14 protein-coding genes and 3 tRNA genes are annotated in these 18,487 nt (G+C 59.9%); 11 read left to right on the top strand and 6 right to left on the bottom strand.

From position 1 onward, the window contains the following. Window positions 1-144: 144 nt before the first annotated feature. The 7 genes from kdsB to QQJ86_RS19160 all read left to right on the top strand — a co-directional run bounded on the left by kdsB (window position 145) and on the right by QQJ86_RS19160 (window position 4,411). A complete protein-coding gene (gene kdsB, locus QQJ86_RS19130) occupies window positions 145-915 on the top strand; it encodes a 3-deoxy-manno-octulosonate cytidylyltransferase (protein WP_284322571.1) in 771 nt (256 codons plus the stop codon). Then, window positions 897-1,379 (top strand): low molecular weight protein-tyrosine-phosphatase, encoded by a 483-nt coding sequence (locus QQJ86_RS19135; protein ID WP_284322572.1) that lies wholly within the window; start codon window positions 897-899, stop codon window positions 1,377-1,379. Before kdsB ends, QQJ86_RS19135 begins: the two co-directional genes overlap by 19 nt. 53 nt (window positions 1,380-1,432) lie before the next feature. Continuing rightward, a complete protein-coding gene (gene uvrC / locus QQJ86_RS19140; protein ID WP_284322573.1) occupies window positions 1,433-3,259 on the top strand; it encodes an excinuclease ABC subunit UvrC in 1,827 nt (608 codons plus the stop codon). A 45-nt stretch (window positions 3,260-3,304) separates the two neighbouring features. Then, on the top strand, window positions 3,305-3,922 hold the full coding sequence (gene pgsA / locus QQJ86_RS19145) for a CDP-diacylglycerol--glycerol-3-phosphate 3-phosphatidyltransferase (protein WP_284322574.1): 618 nt from the start codon (window positions 3,305-3,307) through the stop codon (window positions 3,920-3,922). A 37-nt stretch (window positions 3,923-3,959) separates the two neighbouring features. Further along, window positions 3,960-4,035 (top strand) — tRNA-Gly (locus QQJ86_RS19150). A gap of 145 nt (window positions 4,036-4,180) precedes the next feature. Further along, a tRNA-Gly gene (locus tag QQJ86_RS19155) sits at window positions 4,181-4,256 on the top strand. 81 nt (window positions 4,257-4,337) lie between these two features. After that, window positions 4,338-4,411: transfer RNA gene (locus tag QQJ86_RS19160), tRNA-Cys, on the top strand. Window positions 4,412-4,478: 67 nt separating this feature from the next. Here the strand turns inward: QQJ86_RS19160 and QQJ86_RS19165 are convergent. Further along, window positions 4,479-5,138, bottom strand: a complete 660-nt coding sequence (locus QQJ86_RS19165; RefSeq protein ID WP_284322575.1) for a dihydrofolate reductase family protein — start codon at window positions 5,136-5,138, stop codon at window positions 4,479-4,481. Window positions 5,139-5,361: 223 nt separating this feature from the next. Here QQJ86_RS19165 and QQJ86_RS19170 point away from each other — a divergent pair, with 223 nt between their 5' ends. Further along, a complete protein-coding gene (locus QQJ86_RS19170; protein WP_284322576.1) occupies window positions 5,362-5,811 on the top strand; it encodes a hypothetical protein in 450 nt (149 codons plus the stop codon). Between the two features lie 19 nt (window positions 5,812-5,830). Here the strand turns inward: QQJ86_RS19170 and QQJ86_RS19175 are convergent, their stop codons facing one another. Next, entirely contained in the window at window positions 5,831-7,480 is a 1,650-nt protein-coding gene (locus QQJ86_RS19175) for an MASE1 domain-containing protein (protein WP_284322577.1), read from the bottom strand. Window positions 7,481-7,863: 383 nt separating this feature from the next. Between QQJ86_RS19175 and QQJ86_RS19180 the strand changes: the two genes are divergently transcribed. Genes QQJ86_RS19180 through QQJ86_RS19190 form a run of 3 tightly spaced genes read left to right on the top strand, consistent with a single transcriptional unit; the run spans window position 7,864 to window position 13,441 of the window. Further along, entirely contained in the window at window positions 7,864-9,276 is a 1,413-nt protein-coding gene (locus tag QQJ86_RS19180) for a TolC family protein (RefSeq protein WP_284322578.1), read from the top strand. After that, entirely contained in the window at window positions 9,273-10,391 is a 1,119-nt protein-coding gene (locus QQJ86_RS19185) for an efflux RND transporter periplasmic adaptor subunit (RefSeq protein WP_284322579.1), read from the top strand. Before QQJ86_RS19180 ends, QQJ86_RS19185 begins: the two co-directional genes overlap by 4 nt. After that, entirely contained in the window at window positions 10,388-13,441 is a 3,054-nt protein-coding gene (locus tag QQJ86_RS19190; RefSeq protein ID WP_284322580.1) for an efflux RND transporter permease subunit, read from the top strand. Before QQJ86_RS19185 ends, QQJ86_RS19190 begins: the two co-directional genes overlap by 4 nt. A 64-nt stretch (window positions 13,442-13,505) precedes the next feature. Here the strand turns inward: QQJ86_RS19190 and QQJ86_RS19195 are convergent, their stop codons facing one another. The 4 genes from QQJ86_RS19195 to QQJ86_RS19210 all read right to left on the bottom strand — a co-directional run bounded on the left by QQJ86_RS19195 (window position 13,506) and on the right by QQJ86_RS19210 (window position 18,485). Beyond that, window positions 13,506-14,261 carry a LytR/AlgR family response regulator transcription factor gene (locus QQJ86_RS19195; RefSeq protein WP_284322581.1) on the bottom strand — a complete coding sequence of 252 codons (756 nt, stop codon included), beginning with the start codon at window positions 14,259-14,261 and terminating at the stop codon, window positions 13,506-13,508. After that, window positions 14,258-15,469: a sensor histidine kinase gene (locus QQJ86_RS19200; protein ID WP_284322582.1), complete on the bottom strand. Its 1,212-nt coding sequence runs from the start codon at window positions 15,467-15,469 to the stop codon at window positions 14,258-14,260. Before QQJ86_RS19200 ends, QQJ86_RS19195 begins: the two co-directional genes overlap by 4 nt. Before the next feature lie 26 nt (window positions 15,470-15,495). Continuing rightward, window positions 15,496-17,142, bottom strand: a complete 1,647-nt coding sequence (locus QQJ86_RS19205) for a serine hydrolase (RefSeq protein ID WP_284322583.1) — start codon at window positions 17,140-17,142, stop codon at window positions 15,496-15,498. Between the two features lie 140 nt (window positions 17,143-17,282). Further along, window positions 17,283-18,485, bottom strand: coding sequence for a cation:proton antiporter (locus tag QQJ86_RS19210; RefSeq protein WP_284322584.1), 1,203 nt, complete (start codon window positions 18,483-18,485; stop codon window positions 17,283-17,285). Window positions 18,486-18,487: the final 2 nt, after the last annotated feature.

Consider the following 18,487-nt stretch of genomic DNA (forward strand, 5'->3'; position numbering starts at 1 on the left):
CCTGGAGAGGGTGCCGAGAGGCGGGTGAGGGTGCGGTCGGAGCGTGATGCTGATTTCTTGCGCAAGCCTTTATCATCGCGCGCTGAGCGAACCCTCACCCCAACCCCTCTCCCAGAGGGAGAGGGGCTTTGCTGCGAGTTCTCAATGCCGACCACGCCCAATTTCATCGTCGCTATCCCCGCCCGCTACGGTTCCACCCGCCTTCCAGGCAAGCCGTTACGCCCCATTGCGGGTGTGCCGATGGTGGTACGCGTCGCGCAGCGAGCCCAGCAGGCGGGGGCTTCGCAAGTAGTGGTAGCAACAGACGACGAGCGCATCGCCGATGCTCTGGCCGCGCAAGACGTGGATGTCTGCATGACCCGGAGCGACCACGCATCCGGCAGCGATCGCCTGGCTGAGTGCGCGGCCTACTATGGCTGGTCGCCCGAAACCATCGTGGTGAACCTGCAAGGCGACGAACCTTTCGCCCCCGCAGCGGGCATCCGTGAAGTGGCGCAGGCGCTGGCCGAAGACAATGCGCCGATGGCGACGCTCGCGACGCCGATCACCGATGCGCACGAATTGTTCGATCCCAACGTGGTGAAACTGGTTCGCGCCGCCAACGGCCGTGCGCTGTATTTCAGCCGCGCACCGCTGCCTTGGGCGCGCGATGCCTTCGCAACGGATCGCAATGTGCTGCCGGATGAAATACCTTTTCTAAGGCATATCGGCATCTACGCCTACCGCGCCGGTTTTTTACTGCAATACACCGGCTTATCACACACACTCTTGGAACAGACCGAATCACTGGAACAATTGCGTGTGCTGGAACATGGCTATTCCATCGCTGTTCGCCTAGCGCCGGAGCCATTTCCACCCGGGATCGACACCGAAGCGGATTTGCAGCGTGCCGAAGCATGGATGAGCCGTCGGTGATCGCGCGCAGCATTTTGTTCGTGTGCTTGGGCAATATTTGCCGCTCGCCGTTGGTGGAAACGGTGGCGCGTAAACAGCTAGCCGATGCTGGATTGGACATCGAGGTTGCATCATGCGGCACTGGCAGCTGGCATGTTGGCGAGCAGGCAGATCCGCGCATGCGCGCTGCCGCAGTGAAAGCGGGGTATGAGTTGGAGGCACATCGCGCGCGTCAATTGCACGCCACCGACTTTGACCACTATGACTTGCTGTTGGCGATGGACAGCAACAACCTGCGTGACATGCTGAATGCATCCAGAGAGAAGGCGAGTGATCGTCTGGCTCTGTTCCTGGAATGGGCAGGTGTGACGCCGCTAAGGGATTTCCCAGATCCGTATTACGAAGAGCTCACCGCTTTTACGCAATCCGTCGCCTTGGCCGAGCGCGGCATCCGGGGACTGATCGAGCGACTGCGCACCGGCTGAATTGTTTCAGGGGCAGGGGTTGGAAATCCGCCAAACGGGCTAAAATCGTCCGTATGCAGCCCGCTCCCCTCCAGGCCTTCGACGGCAAGGTCTTCGTCAGCACGCTCACTACGTCTCCCGGCGTCTATCGTTACTTCGACGAGGACGGCGAGCTGTTGTACGTGGGTAAGGCCAGCAACCTCAAGAAACGGGTTGGCAGCTACTTCCTGAAGCCGCGTATGGAGCCGCGTATTGCGGCGATGGTGTCGCAGATCGCTCGCTGCGAAATCACTGTCACGCGCACGGAAGCCGAAGCGCTGCTGCTGGAATCCCAGCTGATCAAGGCGCTGAAGCCGCGCTACAACATCCTGCTGCGCGACGATAAAAGCTACCCATACATTTATCTCTCCGGTGGCGAGGATTACCCGCGCCTGGCGTTCCATCGCGGTGCGCGCAATCAGCCGGGACGCTATTTTGGGCCGTTCCCCAGCGCCTTCGCCGTGCGTGAAAGCCTCAATCTGATGCAGAAGCTGTTCAAGGTGCGGCAGTGCGAGGATAGCTACTTCCGCAACCGCTCGCGGCCGTGCCTGCAATACCAGATTGGTCGCTGCACCGGGCCGTGCGTGGGCTTGATCAGCGCGGAGGATTACCGCAGCGACGTGCGCCACGTGGAGATGTTTCTTGAGGGTCGCGGGAATGCCGTGATCGACGAGCTGGTCGCGTCGATGGAGCAGGCCAGCACCGCGCTGAATTTCGAACGCGCTGCCGCCTTGCGCGACCAGATTGCAACATTGCGCAAACTGCATGCGCAGAACCACGTGCAAGGCGCCACCGCGGACATGGACGTGATTGCCTGTCGCATCGAAGCCGGCATTGCCTGCGTCAGCGTGCTGTTCTTCCGTAACGGCATCAGCCTGGGTACGCGTGATTTCTACCCACGCCTGCCGCTGGATGCAGAACCGGCCGACGTACTGGCGCAGTTCGTGGCGCAGTACTACTTGGATCGTCCGGTGCCGCGCGAAATCATCCTCGGTGAGCCGATCGAAGACGAACAACTGCTGAGCGAGATGCTGACCCAGCAATGCGGTCATGCTGTGGAAATCAAGACACGCGTGCGCGGCGATCGTGCGCAGTTTCTACAGATGGCCGAGCGCAATGCGCAGGCCTCGCTCACTTCGCGTATCGCCAGCCGGCAGACGCTGGGTGCGCGCTTCGATGATCTGCAAAACGTACTCGAGCTGGACGAACCGCCCAAGCGCATCGAGTGTTTTGACATCAGCCACACGCGCGGCGAAGCCACGGTTGCTTCATGCGTAGTATTCGGGCCGGAAGGGCCGGAGAAATCGCATTATCGTCGCTTCAATATCACCGGCATCACGCCTGGCGACGATTACGCAGCCATGCATCAGGCGCTCACCCGCCGTTTCCGCAAAGTGGCGGAAGGCGAGGGCGCACGGCCGGACGTATTGCTGATCGACGGCGGCACCGGCCAAGTGGCGCAAGCACTGGACGTATTGCGGGAACTGGGTATCACCGGTATCGAAGTCGTGGGCGTAGCTAAGGGCCCGGGGCGCCGTGCCGGCGAAGAAACACTGATATTGGCCGGGTCGAATCGTGAAATTCACCCGGGCCCCACGTCGCCTGCGTTGCACTTGGTGGCTGCGGTACGCGACGAGGCCCATCGCTTCGCCATCAGCGGGCACCGCAAGCGTCGCGAAAAAGCGCGCGAGCGCAGCGTCCTCGAGGACGTGCAAGGTGTCGGTGCACGTCGTCGCGCGGCGCTGCTGAAAGCGTTCGGCGGCCTGGCCGGTGTAGAGGCTGCGGGTGTCGAGGAGTTGATGCAGGTCAAAGGCATTGATCGCGGCTTGGCCGAGCGCATCTATGACGCACTCCATGCCTGAACAAGTGCGTTCGTGAGACACTGAACGGAAAAACGGAAAGAGCTCATGCGCATCAATTTGCCGACTTGGCTGACGCTGTTCCGCGTAGCGCTGCTGCCGGTGATGGTGCTGGTGTTCTATCTACCATTTCGCGGCCACAACATCGTCGCCGCCATCGTGTTTACGTTGGCTGGCATTACGGACTGGCTCGACGGTTATCTCGCCCGACGTTTAGAGTTGACGTCCAAATTCGGCGCCTTCCTAGACCCCGTGGCGGACAAGCTGATGGTGGCCGTCACCCTTTTCCTGCTGGTGGCCTCCCACCGCGGCGACTGGTCCGGCATTGTGATGGCTGTGACCTCGGCCGTCATCGTGGGGCGCGAAATCAGTATCTCGGCATTGCGCGAGTGGATGGCGGAGATCGGCATGCGCTCCACAGTGCGCGTGGCCTTCCTAGGCAAGCTGAAAACCGTCATGCAGATGGTGGCCTTGATCGTGCTGATCCTGCAGCACGAAAAAGATGCCGAAGCGTTGCGCCTGTATCACATCGGCGAAGGCTTGCTGGTACTGGCAGGCATACTCACCATCTGGTCCGGTCTGTATTACGTGCGCGCTGCCTGGCCGTCCCTGCGCGACGACGCGCCAGCTGTCGCATCCACGCCCGAGCAGGACCGAAACGCTTGACGGTTTTGTTTCACACGTTAAAATGCGCGGCTCCGATGCGGGAATAGCTCAGTTGGTAGAGCACGACCTTGCCAAGGTCGGGGTCGCGAGTTCGAGTCTCGTTTCCCGCTCCAGTTTTCAGACAAGGCCTCGGCCACACGCCGGGGCCTTGTTGTATCGGCACTTCAAGTATGTGTTGCAAGTAGCTTGAAAGGCTGAAAAAAAGCAGACACGGCTATTCACATTCAACCGGGTTCTGCTATAGTTACACGCTCCGATGCGGGAATAGCTCAGTTGGTAGAGCACGACCTTGCCAAGGTCGGGGTCGCGAGTTCGAGTCTCGTTTCCCGCTCCAGTTTCAAGCAAACCTCGGTGAGCCGGGGTTTTGTTTTTTTAAAGCGGATCCGGACCTGTTATGGTTGCGGTTCAGCGCACTGGCCAGGTGGCAGAGTGGTCATGCAGCGGCCTGCAAAGCCGTGTACGCCGGTTCGATTCCGACCCTGGCCTCCAATGCGAACGCGAAAGTCAGCGCCCTTGTGGCGCTTTCTTTTTGCGTGTACCGGGCAATAACGCACAACTATTTACGTGCGTCTTCACGCTTGCTCAGAAAGACATGTGTCGCGCGTTCGCCCGCCAAGCATTTCGTGCATTCGTACCCGAGCGCATGCGCATCGAGACCGTTCCATAGATGTTCGCCATGGCCGAGCAATAAGGGGCGAACAGCAAGGTGAAGCTCGTCGATCAGACCTGCTTGCAGATATTGGCGCACGGTAGCAACGCCGCCGCCTAGTCGAACGTCGCGTCCACCTGCTGCAGCGATGGCTTGTTCGAGTGCAGCGTGGATGCCTTCGGTGACGAAGAAAAACTCCGTGCCACCTTTCATCTTGAGTGGCGCGCGCGGGTGATGCGTGAGTACGAAGACAGGGGTGTGGTAGGGCGGTTCCTCACCCCACCAGCCGCGCCAACTTTCATCCGGCCACGGGCCGCGCACGGGACCGAACATGTTGCGTCCGATGATCCACGCGCCGATGTTCGCGAAGCCTTGCTCGGCGATACTGTTGTCGATACCCGTTTCGCCGTCGTCAACGCCTTGCATGTGTTTCCACATGTGCGTGTGGAAGAACCACTCCATCAATTCGGGGCCACGAATGCCGAGTGGTTGGTCAAGACTTTGATTAGGGCCGGCGCCGTAGCCGTCGATGGAAGCCGTAAAGCTGCGTACGCACAGTTTGGGCATGAACTTCTCGCTGCTGTGGGATGTGGTCGGGCAGTTTTTTAGTTATCACGATTCAAGTTCGTCCATCGATGGATCACGTCGTCAAGGAAACGTGAAGGAATCAATTGCGCTATTGCGTGGCCGAATTGTCGGTGTTTACACCGGAAAAATTCCCCAACTTATGAACGATTCCCCTGCTACATTCTGGCCTCCGGTAGGCGAACTACCATACCAGGGGAAGCCCATGTCCCGCACTCAAGGAAGCTTTATCCGTAAAGCAGCATTCGCCGCCCTGACTGCTCTTTGCGTGACCTCCATCGCCTCTGCTCAAACGTCGACGCCCGCAACAGGGCTTGGTCAAGCGTGGCCAAACGCTGCAGACGTCAGCGCCAGTCCGAATTACCACGTTTACGTGTTCGTGTTGAACGGAATCAAGTACATCCAGATCAACGATCTGAATGGCACTGTGCATGCCGCGGTCGGTACCGCCAATGGAACGTCGATCGTATTGCCGGTGGGTGTGGATTCGCAGAACGTCGTAACGTCATCGACGACAAATTCGTCTTCGACGGAGACGGTTTATAGCGACAGCAGCACTACGGTGACGGCTACGCCCCAGAGCAATGGGACAAGATTTACCGTGGTTGATACAACGACATGTCCGAGTGGATGCTCAGGCGGCGGCGGTTCTTAAGTAGATGCGGAGGAACTCGTTATTTCACCCACAAGCGCAGCGGAGGGGCAGAGCGCAGTTCTGGCCTCTGCTCCTCCTGCATGGCGTCATGCAGTAGAGCCGTAATCTGAAGATGGCCCGCGGGCATGCGAAGGTGCAGTAGCCCATCGAAAATGTGCACGTGATCGCGCATTTCCGGAATATCCAGCATGCTCGCTCCGAGCTTCGCACCCAAGCGCTTGCGCTCGTCCGAATGGTATACGGCGCTGGCGACACCGGTTTCTTCCAGCACACCTTCCACGCGCAGCACGACCCAACGTTTACCGTGCGTTTCGCCGCCGCGAAGCATGAGATTCACGCGTGTACACGCAAGTCGGGAAGTTACGTAGACGACGGCTTCGCAAGCTGTTCGATAAGTGGCGGTGAGAACGGCAGGTGCCAAGCGGGTAAAGCCGCGCCCGTTGATTTCACAACGATAAGCGATGCCAGCTTCATCCAATGCGCGAGCGATCGTTTCATTGAGTGCAGCGGGTAATCCGCGTTCACGCCATGCCACGGGATGCATGCTTTCCGCCAGGCGATAGACTTGGTTTTGCGTAGCAACGGCTTGCTTGTAGAAAGCATGGCTTTCGATGTTGGGGACGATACGGCGCATCTGATCGAGCAAGCGGCCATTTGTTATGTGCAAAGTCCCGGCCAAATATTCGAGCGCCTGCGAGGTTTGCCGCATACGCTGCTCGCTGAGCTGAAGGCTCTGCCTGGCCAAGCGTTGCACGCTGACTGCGCTGTTTCTTTCCTTTTCTTCTTGTACCAATTGGACGCTTATGCGTGCGCCCAGCGCAAACAGACAGCTGACGCCGATGGCGAGAAATGTCTGTATCGCAAAGGTCTTGGTATCGAAGTCGTCGTAGATGGATATTTCCAGCGAAATGCACGCGATGGCCAGCGGGCCTGCGACGGCAGCGGCGCGCCAGCCATGCTTCAACGTAAGCCAGGCCATAGGAAGGAACATGGCGAGTGGCGCAATTTGCTTGACCTGATCGTTCCCGGCAACGCTCATCCACGTGAGAACGGCAAACGTGGGAACTAGCAACGCGACGGTATCCAGAAACAATCGGCTTGAGAGTATTTGGCCTATCTGCTCACGCAAGTGGCCTTCTCGATAATCGAGTTTCGCCATCAATACCCATGGCACCACAGACAGAATGGCGAGATAGGGTCCCAAGAAGAAGGTGACTGCGCTTATGAGAGCAAACGGCGTGGAGGGGTGTAGTTCTACGGCGTGCGCGGCGGTGCTGTAAATCATCCCGCCTATGGAAACCAGCAATCCGCAAACCAACAGCGCCTTGATATCCACCAAATTCTTCGCGGGAAGCGGAGGCATCCAGGTTCGGCAGGCCCATACGATCGGCATCGCGACCGCAAAGGGAGGAATGGATTTGATGGCTACCCAGGTAGGACCGAGCGAGTCGAGGCACTGGAAAGCTTCGTAGCCGTTCGGCACCGCTTCGCCAAGAAGTAGTGCGGGCCAGAATCGATAAGGAACTAACAGAAGGCAGGCAAGACGCACACCGGCATGAATGGGCCAGTGTGAGCTGGAGTAGGGATGGATAACGAGGTAAAGCAACCCGTAGCCGACCGCGACGCTCAGCTGCAGTAGCCAATCGTTAGTCCACCACCGCTTTCCCATGCGATTTTTTTCCCCTAAAAGAGGTCCACAAATGACTAAAGCGCTGTCTAGTGTTTCCCCGCCAGCTTGGACCAAGAATAAAACAATCTCAGCCGTGAAGCCTGCGTGACCTTTTTAGGAATATCGGCTGCCGACTGTCGTAGTTGAGACGCGCGACACGGGGAGAGGGCTCTGGGAACGCCATGGGGACAGCCGACAAGTAGGACTATAGAAACAATTTCTTGCGAAATTAGCGAGATCAGGGAGCCTTGCCCGCTCCGGGAATAGGGCGGGCGACGACGGTAGAGGCGATTGCTGGGCGAGTTTTCCCACAAAGAGTGCGCTAAGCAAAGGCAGTTAGCCTTTATCCCGAAACGATCAGAGACCAGGGCGGAGATTTACACGTGCGGTTGCTTCGTAAGGATTTGCCAAATGGCCGGGTAGTACCCCCGGTGCATGCATGGCGTCTGAGTGCCTTGGCCTGTGTGGCGTGGCTGGCTGGCTGTGCGACCTATTCGCCGTTGCCGCTGGGCGAGGGGCAGGGGGCGAAGGAGGTGTCGCAGCTCTCCGCCGACACATCGACCATGCCGCTGCCTGAGCTACGCACGCATCGCGTGGACCTTTCCCACGGTATGGACGTCACCGACGTGGCGATCCTGGCGGTTGCCAATAACCCGGATCTGAAGGTGATGCGCGATCAGCTGGGCATTGCGCGCGCGCAAGCCTTTCAGGCGGGGCTGCTGCCCGATCCGCAGATCTCCCTCAACCAGGAATACCTGACGCATCCCATTCCGGGGTTCCGCACATCCTCCGCTTATGGCATCAGCGAGGACATCACCAGCCTGCTGTTGCGCTCCACCCGCAAGGCGGCTGCGAACGCCCAAGCCGATCAGGTGAACCTGGACCTGCTCTGGGCGGAGTGGCGAACCATCGCCCAGGCCCGGCAACTGTTCAATCAGGTGGTGTCCCTGCGCGATCAGCAGCAACGGCTCGCCGCGGAGCAAGCTGCCCTGGTGTCCGTGGATGGCTATGTACGCAAGGCGCTGCAGGACGGCAATCTCACCTACGACGCTGCCAGTGCTGGGTTGAATGCCTATGCCGATGCCAGCAAGCGGCTCTCTGATAACACGGTGCAATTGCACCAGGCGGAGCACGATCTGCGCCTGCTGCTAGGACTTGCGCCGGATGCCCCCCTGGATCTGACCGGCGAGCCATTCCAGACATCGCCCACACCTGATCAGGTGGAAGTCGCATTGGCCAGCCTGCCGCAGCGGCGTCCGGATCTGCTCGCCCTGCAAGCGGGCTACAAAGCGCAGGAAGCCACGCTGCGTGGCGCGATCCGCGCGCAGTTCCCCGCGCTGACGTTCGGCGTTGATCGCCAAAGCGACAACTCCGGCGTGCTTTCCCACGGCATCAACATCGGGTTCACCTTGCCATTGTTCGATCGCAATCGCGGCAACATCGCTATCGAGAAAGCCACGCGGCAACAGCTCAAGGACGACTACGAAAATCGTGTGCTCACCACGCGCAATGACATCAGTCAGTTGATGGCCGACCAGGACACGCTCAGCAAGCAACGCGAGCAATCGAAAGCCCATGCACAGCACCTGGATGAGGCGCGCCGCGCCGCCGAGAGCGCCTGGCAGAAGGGGCTGCTCGACTGGCCGACCTATCTCTCCATTCGCGCGAATGCGCTCGGCGCCGACATGGACGCCATCGCCGCACGCGATCAGCAGTCGCTGCAGGCTATTGCATTGGAAACCTTGCTGGGCAGCACCGACCTCCAACCGTCTTCCGCATCGACATCAAAACCATGAATCGATTTGTCTTTACGCGTGCCGCGCTGGCGGCATTGATGCTTGCTGTGTTGGCCGGGTGCGGCAAGGGCGGCGGCGCCGATGATGAAGAAGCACCGGAAGTGAAGGGCACCGTGCTTGTCACGACGGCATCGCCGGCAAGCCAGACCTTCCACGACACCATCCAGGCCTGGGGTACTGCGGTGGGCGATCCGCACCGCGCCAGTACGATCAGCCTTGGTCACGGTGGTTTAGTGATCGGCCTGTCGGTAGCTGCGGGGCAAACCGTGCAGCGTGGCCAGGCTTTGCTGCGCATAGCGCCCGATCCGGTGGCGCGAAATGCTTTCCTGCAAGCGCAAAGCGCGCTCGATCTGGCCAGTGGCGAACTTAAGCGCACCGAGCAGATGGCGGCACAGCATTTGGCCACGCAATCGCAGGTGGCGACGGCGCGCAAAGCGTTGGACGACGCCAAGGCAGGACTGGAGGCGCAGCGCGCGCTCGGCGGTGGTACTACCGAAGAAGCTGTCAGCGCGCCCGCTGATGGCGTGGTGACGGCGCTCAACGTCAATCTCGGCGATCGCTTCCAGGCGGGCACGGCGTTGTTGACGTTCGCGCCGGCGCAAGCATTGGTCGCACGCCTTGGCGCGCAACCGGAACAAGGTTCTCGCCTCAAAGCAGGTATGTCAGTGGACGTACAAGGCGCTTACGGTGATGGCGAAACCCTGCATGGCCGCCTGGATATGGTCGGTCGTGCCGTTGATGCACAGACGCATTTGCTGCCGCTGCAAGTCAGCTTGCCGCCGGAAGCAGGCAACGTGTTGGTGGCTGGTGCCGCCGTGCAGGCCAATATTGCCACCTCCAACTACACGGCCTGGGCACTCCCGCGCGATGCGGTGTTGCATGACGACAAGGGCGACTATGTGTTCATCGTCGATCATGACAAAGCCAAGCGCGTCGACGTCACGTTGAAGCACCCGGACGGCGATACCGTCGGCGTGCAAGGTTCTCTGGATGCCCAAGCGCGCGTCATCGTGAGCGGTAACTACGAGCTCAACGATGGTGATGCTGTGCGTGAGCACGAGGAATCAGCGAAAGAATCACCGACAGCTGCCAAGGACCAGGAGTCGGCCAAGTGAGTGTTGCCACATGGATGCAGCGCCATTGGCGCTCGCTGCTTTTCCTCGTTGTGATGCTCGCTGCCGGCGGTATTGCCAGCGCGGTGTTCATGCCAGTCGCCATGTTCCCGAACGTGGCGTTTCCGCGCATCATGCTTTCGCTCGATGCTGGCGATCGTCCCGCAGATCAGATGGCAATCGCGGTGACTACGCCGATCGAAACGGCCTTGCGTCGAGTACCCGGTGTGCGAGACATCCGCTCGACCACCAGCCGCGGCAGCGCGGATGTATCGATCAGCTTCGACTGGGGCACCGATATGAGCCGCGCGTTCGGCGATGTCAGCGCCGCCGCCAGCCAGGTGCTGCCCGAATTGCCGGCAGGTACGCAACTCACCACGCGCCGCATGGACCCCAGTTCGTACCCCATGCTGGCCTACAGCCTGCGTTCGCATACGCTGTCGCCCAGCGCGTTGTACGACTTGGCGCAATATCAGTTACGCCCCTTGCTTAGCGGCATTCCCGGCGTAGCACGCATCCAGGTGCAGGGTGGGGAAGTTGCCGAATTCCATGCCGACGTGGATCCGAACCGTCTGCGTGCGCAGGATTTGAGCCTTAGCGATGTGGCGACCGCAGTCAGTCACGCCGCCACCATCGAAGCGATGGGGCACGTCTCCGATCACTACAAGCTCTATCTCTTGCTGGCCCAGAACCAGCCTCGTACGGTGGATGCTTTGCGCCAGGTTGTGGTGCGTGCAGATAGCCATGGCATCGTGCGCCTTGGCGATATCGCCAATGTGACGTTGAGCCACGTGCCGCAGTGGATACGGGTGACTGCCGACGGGCAGGATGCCGTATTGATCCAGATCCTGCAGCAACCCGACGGCAACAGCGTGCAGATCGCGCGTGATGTGAAGCAGCGCCTGCAGGATTACTCCCCCCAAATGCCGGCCGGTGTGGAAATCGCCAACTGGTACGACCAGTCGCAACTCGTCACCGGTTCGGCGAACAGCGTGCGCGACGCAATCCTGATCGGCATCGTGCTTGCGGGCCTGGTGCTGTTTGTTTTTTTGCGCAATACCCGCGTCATTTTCGTCACCATGCTGGTGGTGCCGGCGGTACTGGCCATCACCGTGTTGCTGCTGCACGTGTTGGGCATGAGCTTCAACATGATGACGCTGGGTGGCATGGCCGCTGCGGTGGGCCTGATCATCGACGACGTGATCGTGATGCAGGAACACATCATGCGTCGGCTGCACGGTGCCACGGGGAACGTGAGTGAGCGCATCGGGCGCGCCGCGTGGGAATTCACGCGCCCGCTGACCGGCTCCAGCGGAGCGACCGTAGTCATCTTTTTGCCGCTGGCGTTTCTCACCGGTGTTACCGGTGCGTTCTTCAAAGCACTGTCGCTCACCATGGCCAGCGCGCTGGTGATTTCCTATCTGCTGACCTTGATCGTGGTGCCGTTGCTGTCGGAGCGACTGCTGGACCAGCGTCATATCGCTGATCATTCGGCAACAGGTTTTACGCAGCGTATCAAACATGGGTATGAAAACGTGCTGCAGCGCTGGTTGAAGCGGCCGGTCTGGGTCGTGGTGATCGTGCTGCCGCTGGTGGCGCTCGGCGCGCTGGCCTTCAGCCAAGTGGGTACCGGCTTCATGCCGGCGATGGACGAAGGCGGCTTTACGTTCGACTACCTTTCCAAGCCAGGTACGTCGCTGGAAGAAACGGGACGCCTGCTCAATCAGGTGGAAGCCATCATCCGCGCCAATCCCTATGTGGATACGTATTCGCGCCGCACCGGGTTGCAGCTTGGCGATGCACTGACGGAAGCCAACACCGGCGACATTTTCATCCGTCTGAAGAATGGTTCGCGGCCTTCCACCGAAGAGGTGATGAACGACATCCGCACGGAGGTGGAAGAAAAGGTGCCGGGGCTCGACGTGGAAGTCTCGCAGCTGATCGAAGACATGGTCGGCGATCTGGTCTCTGTGCCGCAGCCAATCGAAATCCAGCTTTACAGTGACAACGCGGATGAGCTCAACGACACGGCGCAGCGCGTGGCCGATGCGCTAGGCAAGATCAACGGCGTCAACGGCGTGCTGCCCGGCATCAACCCCGCGGGTGATGCGCTGGTCATGACGGTGGATCCGGCCAAGGCTGCGCTGCAGGGGCTCGATCCTACGGCAGTCAAGGAACAGGTCGACGCGGCCGTGGAGGGTACCGTCGCCACGCAGCTTCCGACGAACGGCAAGATGGTTGGTGTGCGTGTGCGCTTGCCGGCTTCGTCATACAAACGTCTGGAGCAAGTGGAAGCCCTACCGATTCGTGCGGCGGACGGTCATCTGTTGCCGCTGTCGCAGATAGCAAGCTTGCAGATCGTACAGGGGCAGCCGGAAATCACGCGCAGCAATTTGAAGCGCATGGTGGCTGTCACGGGCCGCATCAGCGGACGCAGCATGGGTGCGGTGATCAACGACGTGAAAGCCATGCTGGCCAAGCAAGGCATGCTGCCCAAGGGCATGTATTACCAGTTAGGTGGCCTGTATCAGCAGCAGCAAGAAGCATTTCGCGGCTTGACCGTGGTGTTGCTCGCTGCGATCGCACTGGTGTTTACGCTGCTGCTGTTTCTCTACGAAAGCTTCCGCGTGGCGCTGGTGATCATGCTGATGCCGTTGTTGGCGATCGGTGCCGTGTTCATGGGGCTGTGGGTGACCGGCATCGAACTCAACATCTCGGCGATGATGGGCATGACCATGATCGTCGGCATCGTTACCGAAGTGGCCATTTTCTATTTCTCCGAACTGGAAGACGTCGCGGCCGACATGCCGTTGCATCAGGCATTGCTGGAAGCGGCACGGCATCGCATGCGCCCGATCCTGATGTCCACCATGGCGGCCATTCTGACTCTGTTGCCGCTGGCGCTGGCGCTGGGTTCCGGCTCGCAGATGCAGCAGCCGCTGGCGGTGGCGATCATTGCCGGCATGCTGGTGCAGGTGCCGCTGGTGTTGCTGGTGATGCCGGTGTTGTATGCGGTGTTGATGCGTGGGCGGAAGACGGCCGCCGCGTCATAAACCAAAACCCCTCTCCCATCGGGAGAGGGGTTGGCTGCGTAGGCCAGAGGGACGCACAACGCACCTACATCCCGCGAAACCGCTGCGCATAACTTGAGCCCACCGGCAACACTTCTTTCCTCTGCTTCAATACCAATTCGAACTTGCCCAGCTCGTTTTTGCGCAAGCGTTCGATCGCTGAAACACGCACCACGATACCGCGTTGCACCTGCCAGAACGTGTCGGGGTCCAGGCCCGCGATCAATTCTTTCAGCGGCGTGCGGATCGCCACTTCACCGCTACCGGTCATGACTCGCACGTATTTCTCATGCGCCTGGAAGTAGATGACTTCGTCGATGTCGAACATGCGCACGCTGTCGCCGACGCTGGCGGTGATCCAGCGAATCTGTGTCGACCGAGTCATCTCCAGGTTCTGTGAGAGCTGCTGGAGCCTCGCGACAAGATCACCCGCGGGTTCGGCAAGACGTTGACGCAATCGTGCGACGCTTTGTTGCAGGCGTGTATCTTGAATGGGTTTCAATAGGTAATCGATGGCGCCGGCCTCGAATGCCTGTATCGCGTATTCGTCATAGGCGGTGGTGAAAACGACCAGACCGCCTGTTTCTGCCACCGCGCAGGCGACGTCCAGTCCGCTCGCTCCCGGCATACGGATATCGAGGAAAGCGACTTGCGGGCGGCATTGCGATACCGCTTCCAGTGCTTCGCTGCCATTTTCGCAGGCAGCGACAAGCTGCAGCTCGGGCCAATACGCGCGCAACTTTGTGCACAAATCTTCCCGTTGCGGGGCTTCGTCTTCGGCGATTAACCCGCGTATCGTCATGTCGGATCCTCGTCGGGTACGCTCAGTATCGCTTCGGTGCCGCCACCAGTGGGACTGCTAAGCGTGAAATGAGCTCGATCGCCATAGCGCGCGACGAGTTGTTCACGCAAGTTGCGTAGTCCGGTTCCGCTGCCGCTACTGGGGCGCAGGCCGATGCCATCGTCGCATACACGTACCCGTATGCGACGCTCTTCATCGCGATCAGCGCGCAAGTTGATATGGCCAGGTCCGGGGCGGGGCTCTACCCCGTGCTTGACGGCATTTTCCACCAGCGTGAGCAATAGCAGTGGCGGGAAACTGCGCTTACGTAATCCACGATCCGCTTCAATCTCGTAATCGAGCCGCAAACCGGTGCGTAAACGCATCAGTTCAAGATAACCCCCACAAAGATCGAGCTGTTGACCGAGCGTGGAAGCCACGCCATCGCCGGTATCGCGTAGTCGTGGAATGATACCGCGCAAATAATCCCCTAGCGTATCGATGGCGTGTTCGGCGAGCGTTGGATCAACGCGCACAAGCGAGCGGATCGATGCCAGCGTATTGAAAAGGAAGTGCGGCTCAACCTGCGCCTGTAACAGTCCAAGCCGCCATTCGGCCTGCTGGCGTTGCTCACGTAAAGGTTGCAGTTCCTTTTCGCGAGTCCAGGCGGCCCATCGGTGACGCTCATCCAGATAGCTCAACCATGCCAGACCGCCGCCAAGCAGGCTGTACAAGCATGCGCGAATAACGATGTTGACCAAACGCGTAACGATGGCGGCGGACGGATCCATTCGCGGAACAACAGACAGTGAGCTGCCCAAATGGCGTAAGACATTGGCGATTTGGGCAGAACCGTACTCGTCTACAGCGAAACTAAGCGCTATGCCGGCTAGCAATGCGAGCATGATCGCCCGGCGCTCGCTGCTTGCGGGCCAGCGCCGGCTTCGCATGATCGTCGCCAGCGCTGGACCCGCACAACAAACCGTCGCGAAGGAGATGAGCAAAGTTGTCGCAACGATTAGACCTGGACGTATATCGCGCGCCATCATCGTGAAGCTCAGCCCGGTGAGCGCACTTAATGTGCCGATGCAGATCCCGAATCGCAGGCTGCGTCCCAGCAGCCAGCGCAGACTGAACACCGGATAGCGGCGATAACGCGACCACCAGCGGGAACTGTTGGTCATCACCGCAGAGGGTAGGGGTAGATCAAGCGAGTAATCCGGTTGCATGGGCTCAGATCTCGATGAAGGGTTGATCAGTGCTTTTCGGCGTGATGACGAACGCCATTCTGAACCAGCGTGAGCGCGACGACTTTATTTTCTTTGCGCTCAAAGTCGATCTCAGCGGCTACCACTTCAAATTTGAATGTGTCGGCCGCGACCGCTTTCAACACCACGCGAGGTTGTCCGGTGGCTTGCGCATAAAGCTGGTGCCCATCGCTGGTGATCGAGATGACGAAACCCGGTGCAAGCGAATAGTCGCCGGTATATGCCTGAAGCTGGGTCGAGTTGGGCGCCAGTGACGCCACAGACTTGGATGAGTCGACTCGCTCTGCGCTAAATGCACCGCCGCCTTGCGTCCAGACAAAACTGTAGCGGCCCTTTGCGTCGCGCTGTGGATGCAGCAAGGCATCGAGTTGAAGCGGATAGAAATCTCCCGCGCTGTCGTAGCCCATCTCGAATTCTGGCTGCCCAGGTACTTGAGCTGTCAGGCCGCTATGACGATGACGCAAGCTGATGTGCATGCCGTTTGCGAATACGTATTCGCCTGCTAGGCCATCAAGCAGAGCATCGGTAGGCGTTGCCGGCTTGCGTGGCGATCCAAGTGGCTCTGCAGGGTCGAGCAGATGCATACCCAATCCCTTACCCAGACCATCCATGGAATTGAGTGCGGTATCGGACAACAACACAACGCCGCGCTGTTTGTCGGGATCGAAGCCGACGAACGAAGAGAAGCCGCCCGTGCCGCCTCCATGGATCACCAGCGAGTGCGGCGACTGATGCGGGACAAGCATCCAGTTCATGCCCATCGCTTTCCCCGATGATTGGGAAACCGGCTGCTGCGTGAGCTTGAGCGCTGGGGTGAGCGGTGTGTCGAGCAGGCCGAGTTCACCCTGCACATAGCGCACCATGTCATCCAGCGTGGCGTGTACGCCGCCGACGCCGGCGAGATTGGTTGGGATGGTCCATGCAGCCGTTGTTTTGCCATTAGGTAGGTGTCCGGCAGCTGCTTTCACGCCGTCAGGCGCTTTGTCGAGATACGCGCTGCGCATACCCAGCGGTTCGAATAGATGCTGCCGCAACAGGCTGTCCATATCCTTGCCGTAGCGGCGGGCCACTGCATCCGACAGCACCATCATGGCGAAATTGGAATATTCGAAATGCGTGCCGGGCACTGCGTTGAGTTTCACGTCGGCCAGTGACGTCAGCACGGTGGATTCGTCCAGGTCCGCATACGGATTGTCTGGATGGCGTATTTGCATGCGCGGCGGCAGCCCAGGCAGGCCTGACGTGTGGGTAACGATATGGCGTAGCAGGATGGGCTGACCGTTGAAGTCCGGAACATTGGTGCCGGAAGGCAGCCAGGACGAAAGCGGATCGTCCAGCGACGCCTTTCCCTGTTCGATCAGCTGTGCCAGCAGGGCCGCCGTCATCGTCTTGCTGACTGAGCCGATTTCGAACGCGCTGTGTTCATCAATGCGTCGATCGTCGGCAGGATCTGCACAAACGCGGGCGCGTGCCACCTGCTTGCCTTCGATCACGGCAGCGGCAACGCAGGCGCCGGTGCGGTCGCCGCGAAGCCGTTGTTCCAGCACATGTTGCAACTGGTCATTGGTCATCGCGGTGGCCGAGCCGGCGTAGAGTGCTGCGGCAATGAGCGAGTAACGTAACGTACGAGCCATGACTTGTTCCCCATCTGAGTGAAGGTTTCAGCCACGATAGGGATGCGCTACGTTTCGCGCCCGGCGATGCGATAAAGCGGGCTTACAAGGTGATGAATGGGTGTTTGTTGGCGACGGAGCGATCAGCCGTGGCGTGCACGCTAGGCGCTGCCCACTTCCGTCGAAGGTGTTGCCTTCACAGCTCGCTTCAACAACCAAGCCAAAATCGGTGGCGTCACCATTGCTGTCAGTAGCGACATCGCCACGATGATCGCGTACATCTGATCGCTGAAAACGCCCGCGGCAAGTCCCAAGCTCGCGATTACCACACCTACTTCGCCACGCGGCACCATGCCGAAGCCGACGATCGAAGCACTTGTGCGACCCAGCGACAGCGAACCCAGGAAGCCACCAAGCAACTTGGACACGATCGCGATCAGCGTCACCACTAGCAGTGCGATTAACGCATCGGCATTGGCGAGTTGATGCAGGTCGATTTTGCTACCGGTGAGCACGAAGAAGAATGGTGTGAGCAGCGCGAGCAACGGCTGGAATTGTTGCTCCAGCGTATGCTGTTGCCGCGTTTCAGATGCAATCATGCCGGCCAAGAAAGCGCCGATGATGGCGGCCAATCCAAACAGCGTGGATACGTAGGCCAACCCCAGGCACAACGCCAGCACGATCAACAACGGCGAATAGACGCTGCGCGGTTTTTCCAGCCAGGTGGAATTCCAGCGCATCACGCGCGTGCCGCCCCAGCCGATCACTGCGATAAAACCGATCGCACCCGCCAGCACCATGATCAGATGCATTGGATCGAAACCTGCGCCGCCCTGCAGCGACACCACCACGCCGAGCAGCAACATCGCCAGGATGTCGTCGATCACGGCCGCGCCGAGAATCACCTTGCTTTCCACACGCTGCAACACGCCCAGTTCCTGCAGCACGCGCGCCGTGATGCCTGCGGACGTGGCCACGAACGCTGCCGCGACGAACAGTGACTTGCCCCAGTCGAAACCGCTGGCATGCGCCCAGAAACCGCCCATGCCGAAAGGAAGCAGTACACCCAGTACGCCGACCAGGAAGGCGGATTTGCCCACCTTCTTCAGATCTTCCAGCCGTGTTTCCAGGCCCACTGAAAACAGGAGCAGCACTACGCCGATCTCGGCCAGCACGTCCAGCGGCGTACCGGGGGCGATCTGCTCGGGGGTGACCCAGCCCATGACCGAAGGGCCAATGACGCAGCCTGCGGCGATCTCGCCGACCACGCCAGGCAGCTTCAGGCGCTGTGCGATCTCAGCGCCGATCTGCGCGGCGACGAACACAATGAAAAGCGCGAACAGAATTTCATTGGCGTGGTGCATGG

This window comes from Dyella acidisoli (genome assembly GCF_030160295.1).
Lineage (GTDB): Bacteria > Pseudomonadota > Gammaproteobacteria > Xanthomonadales > Rhodanobacteraceae > Dyella_B > Dyella_B acidisoli.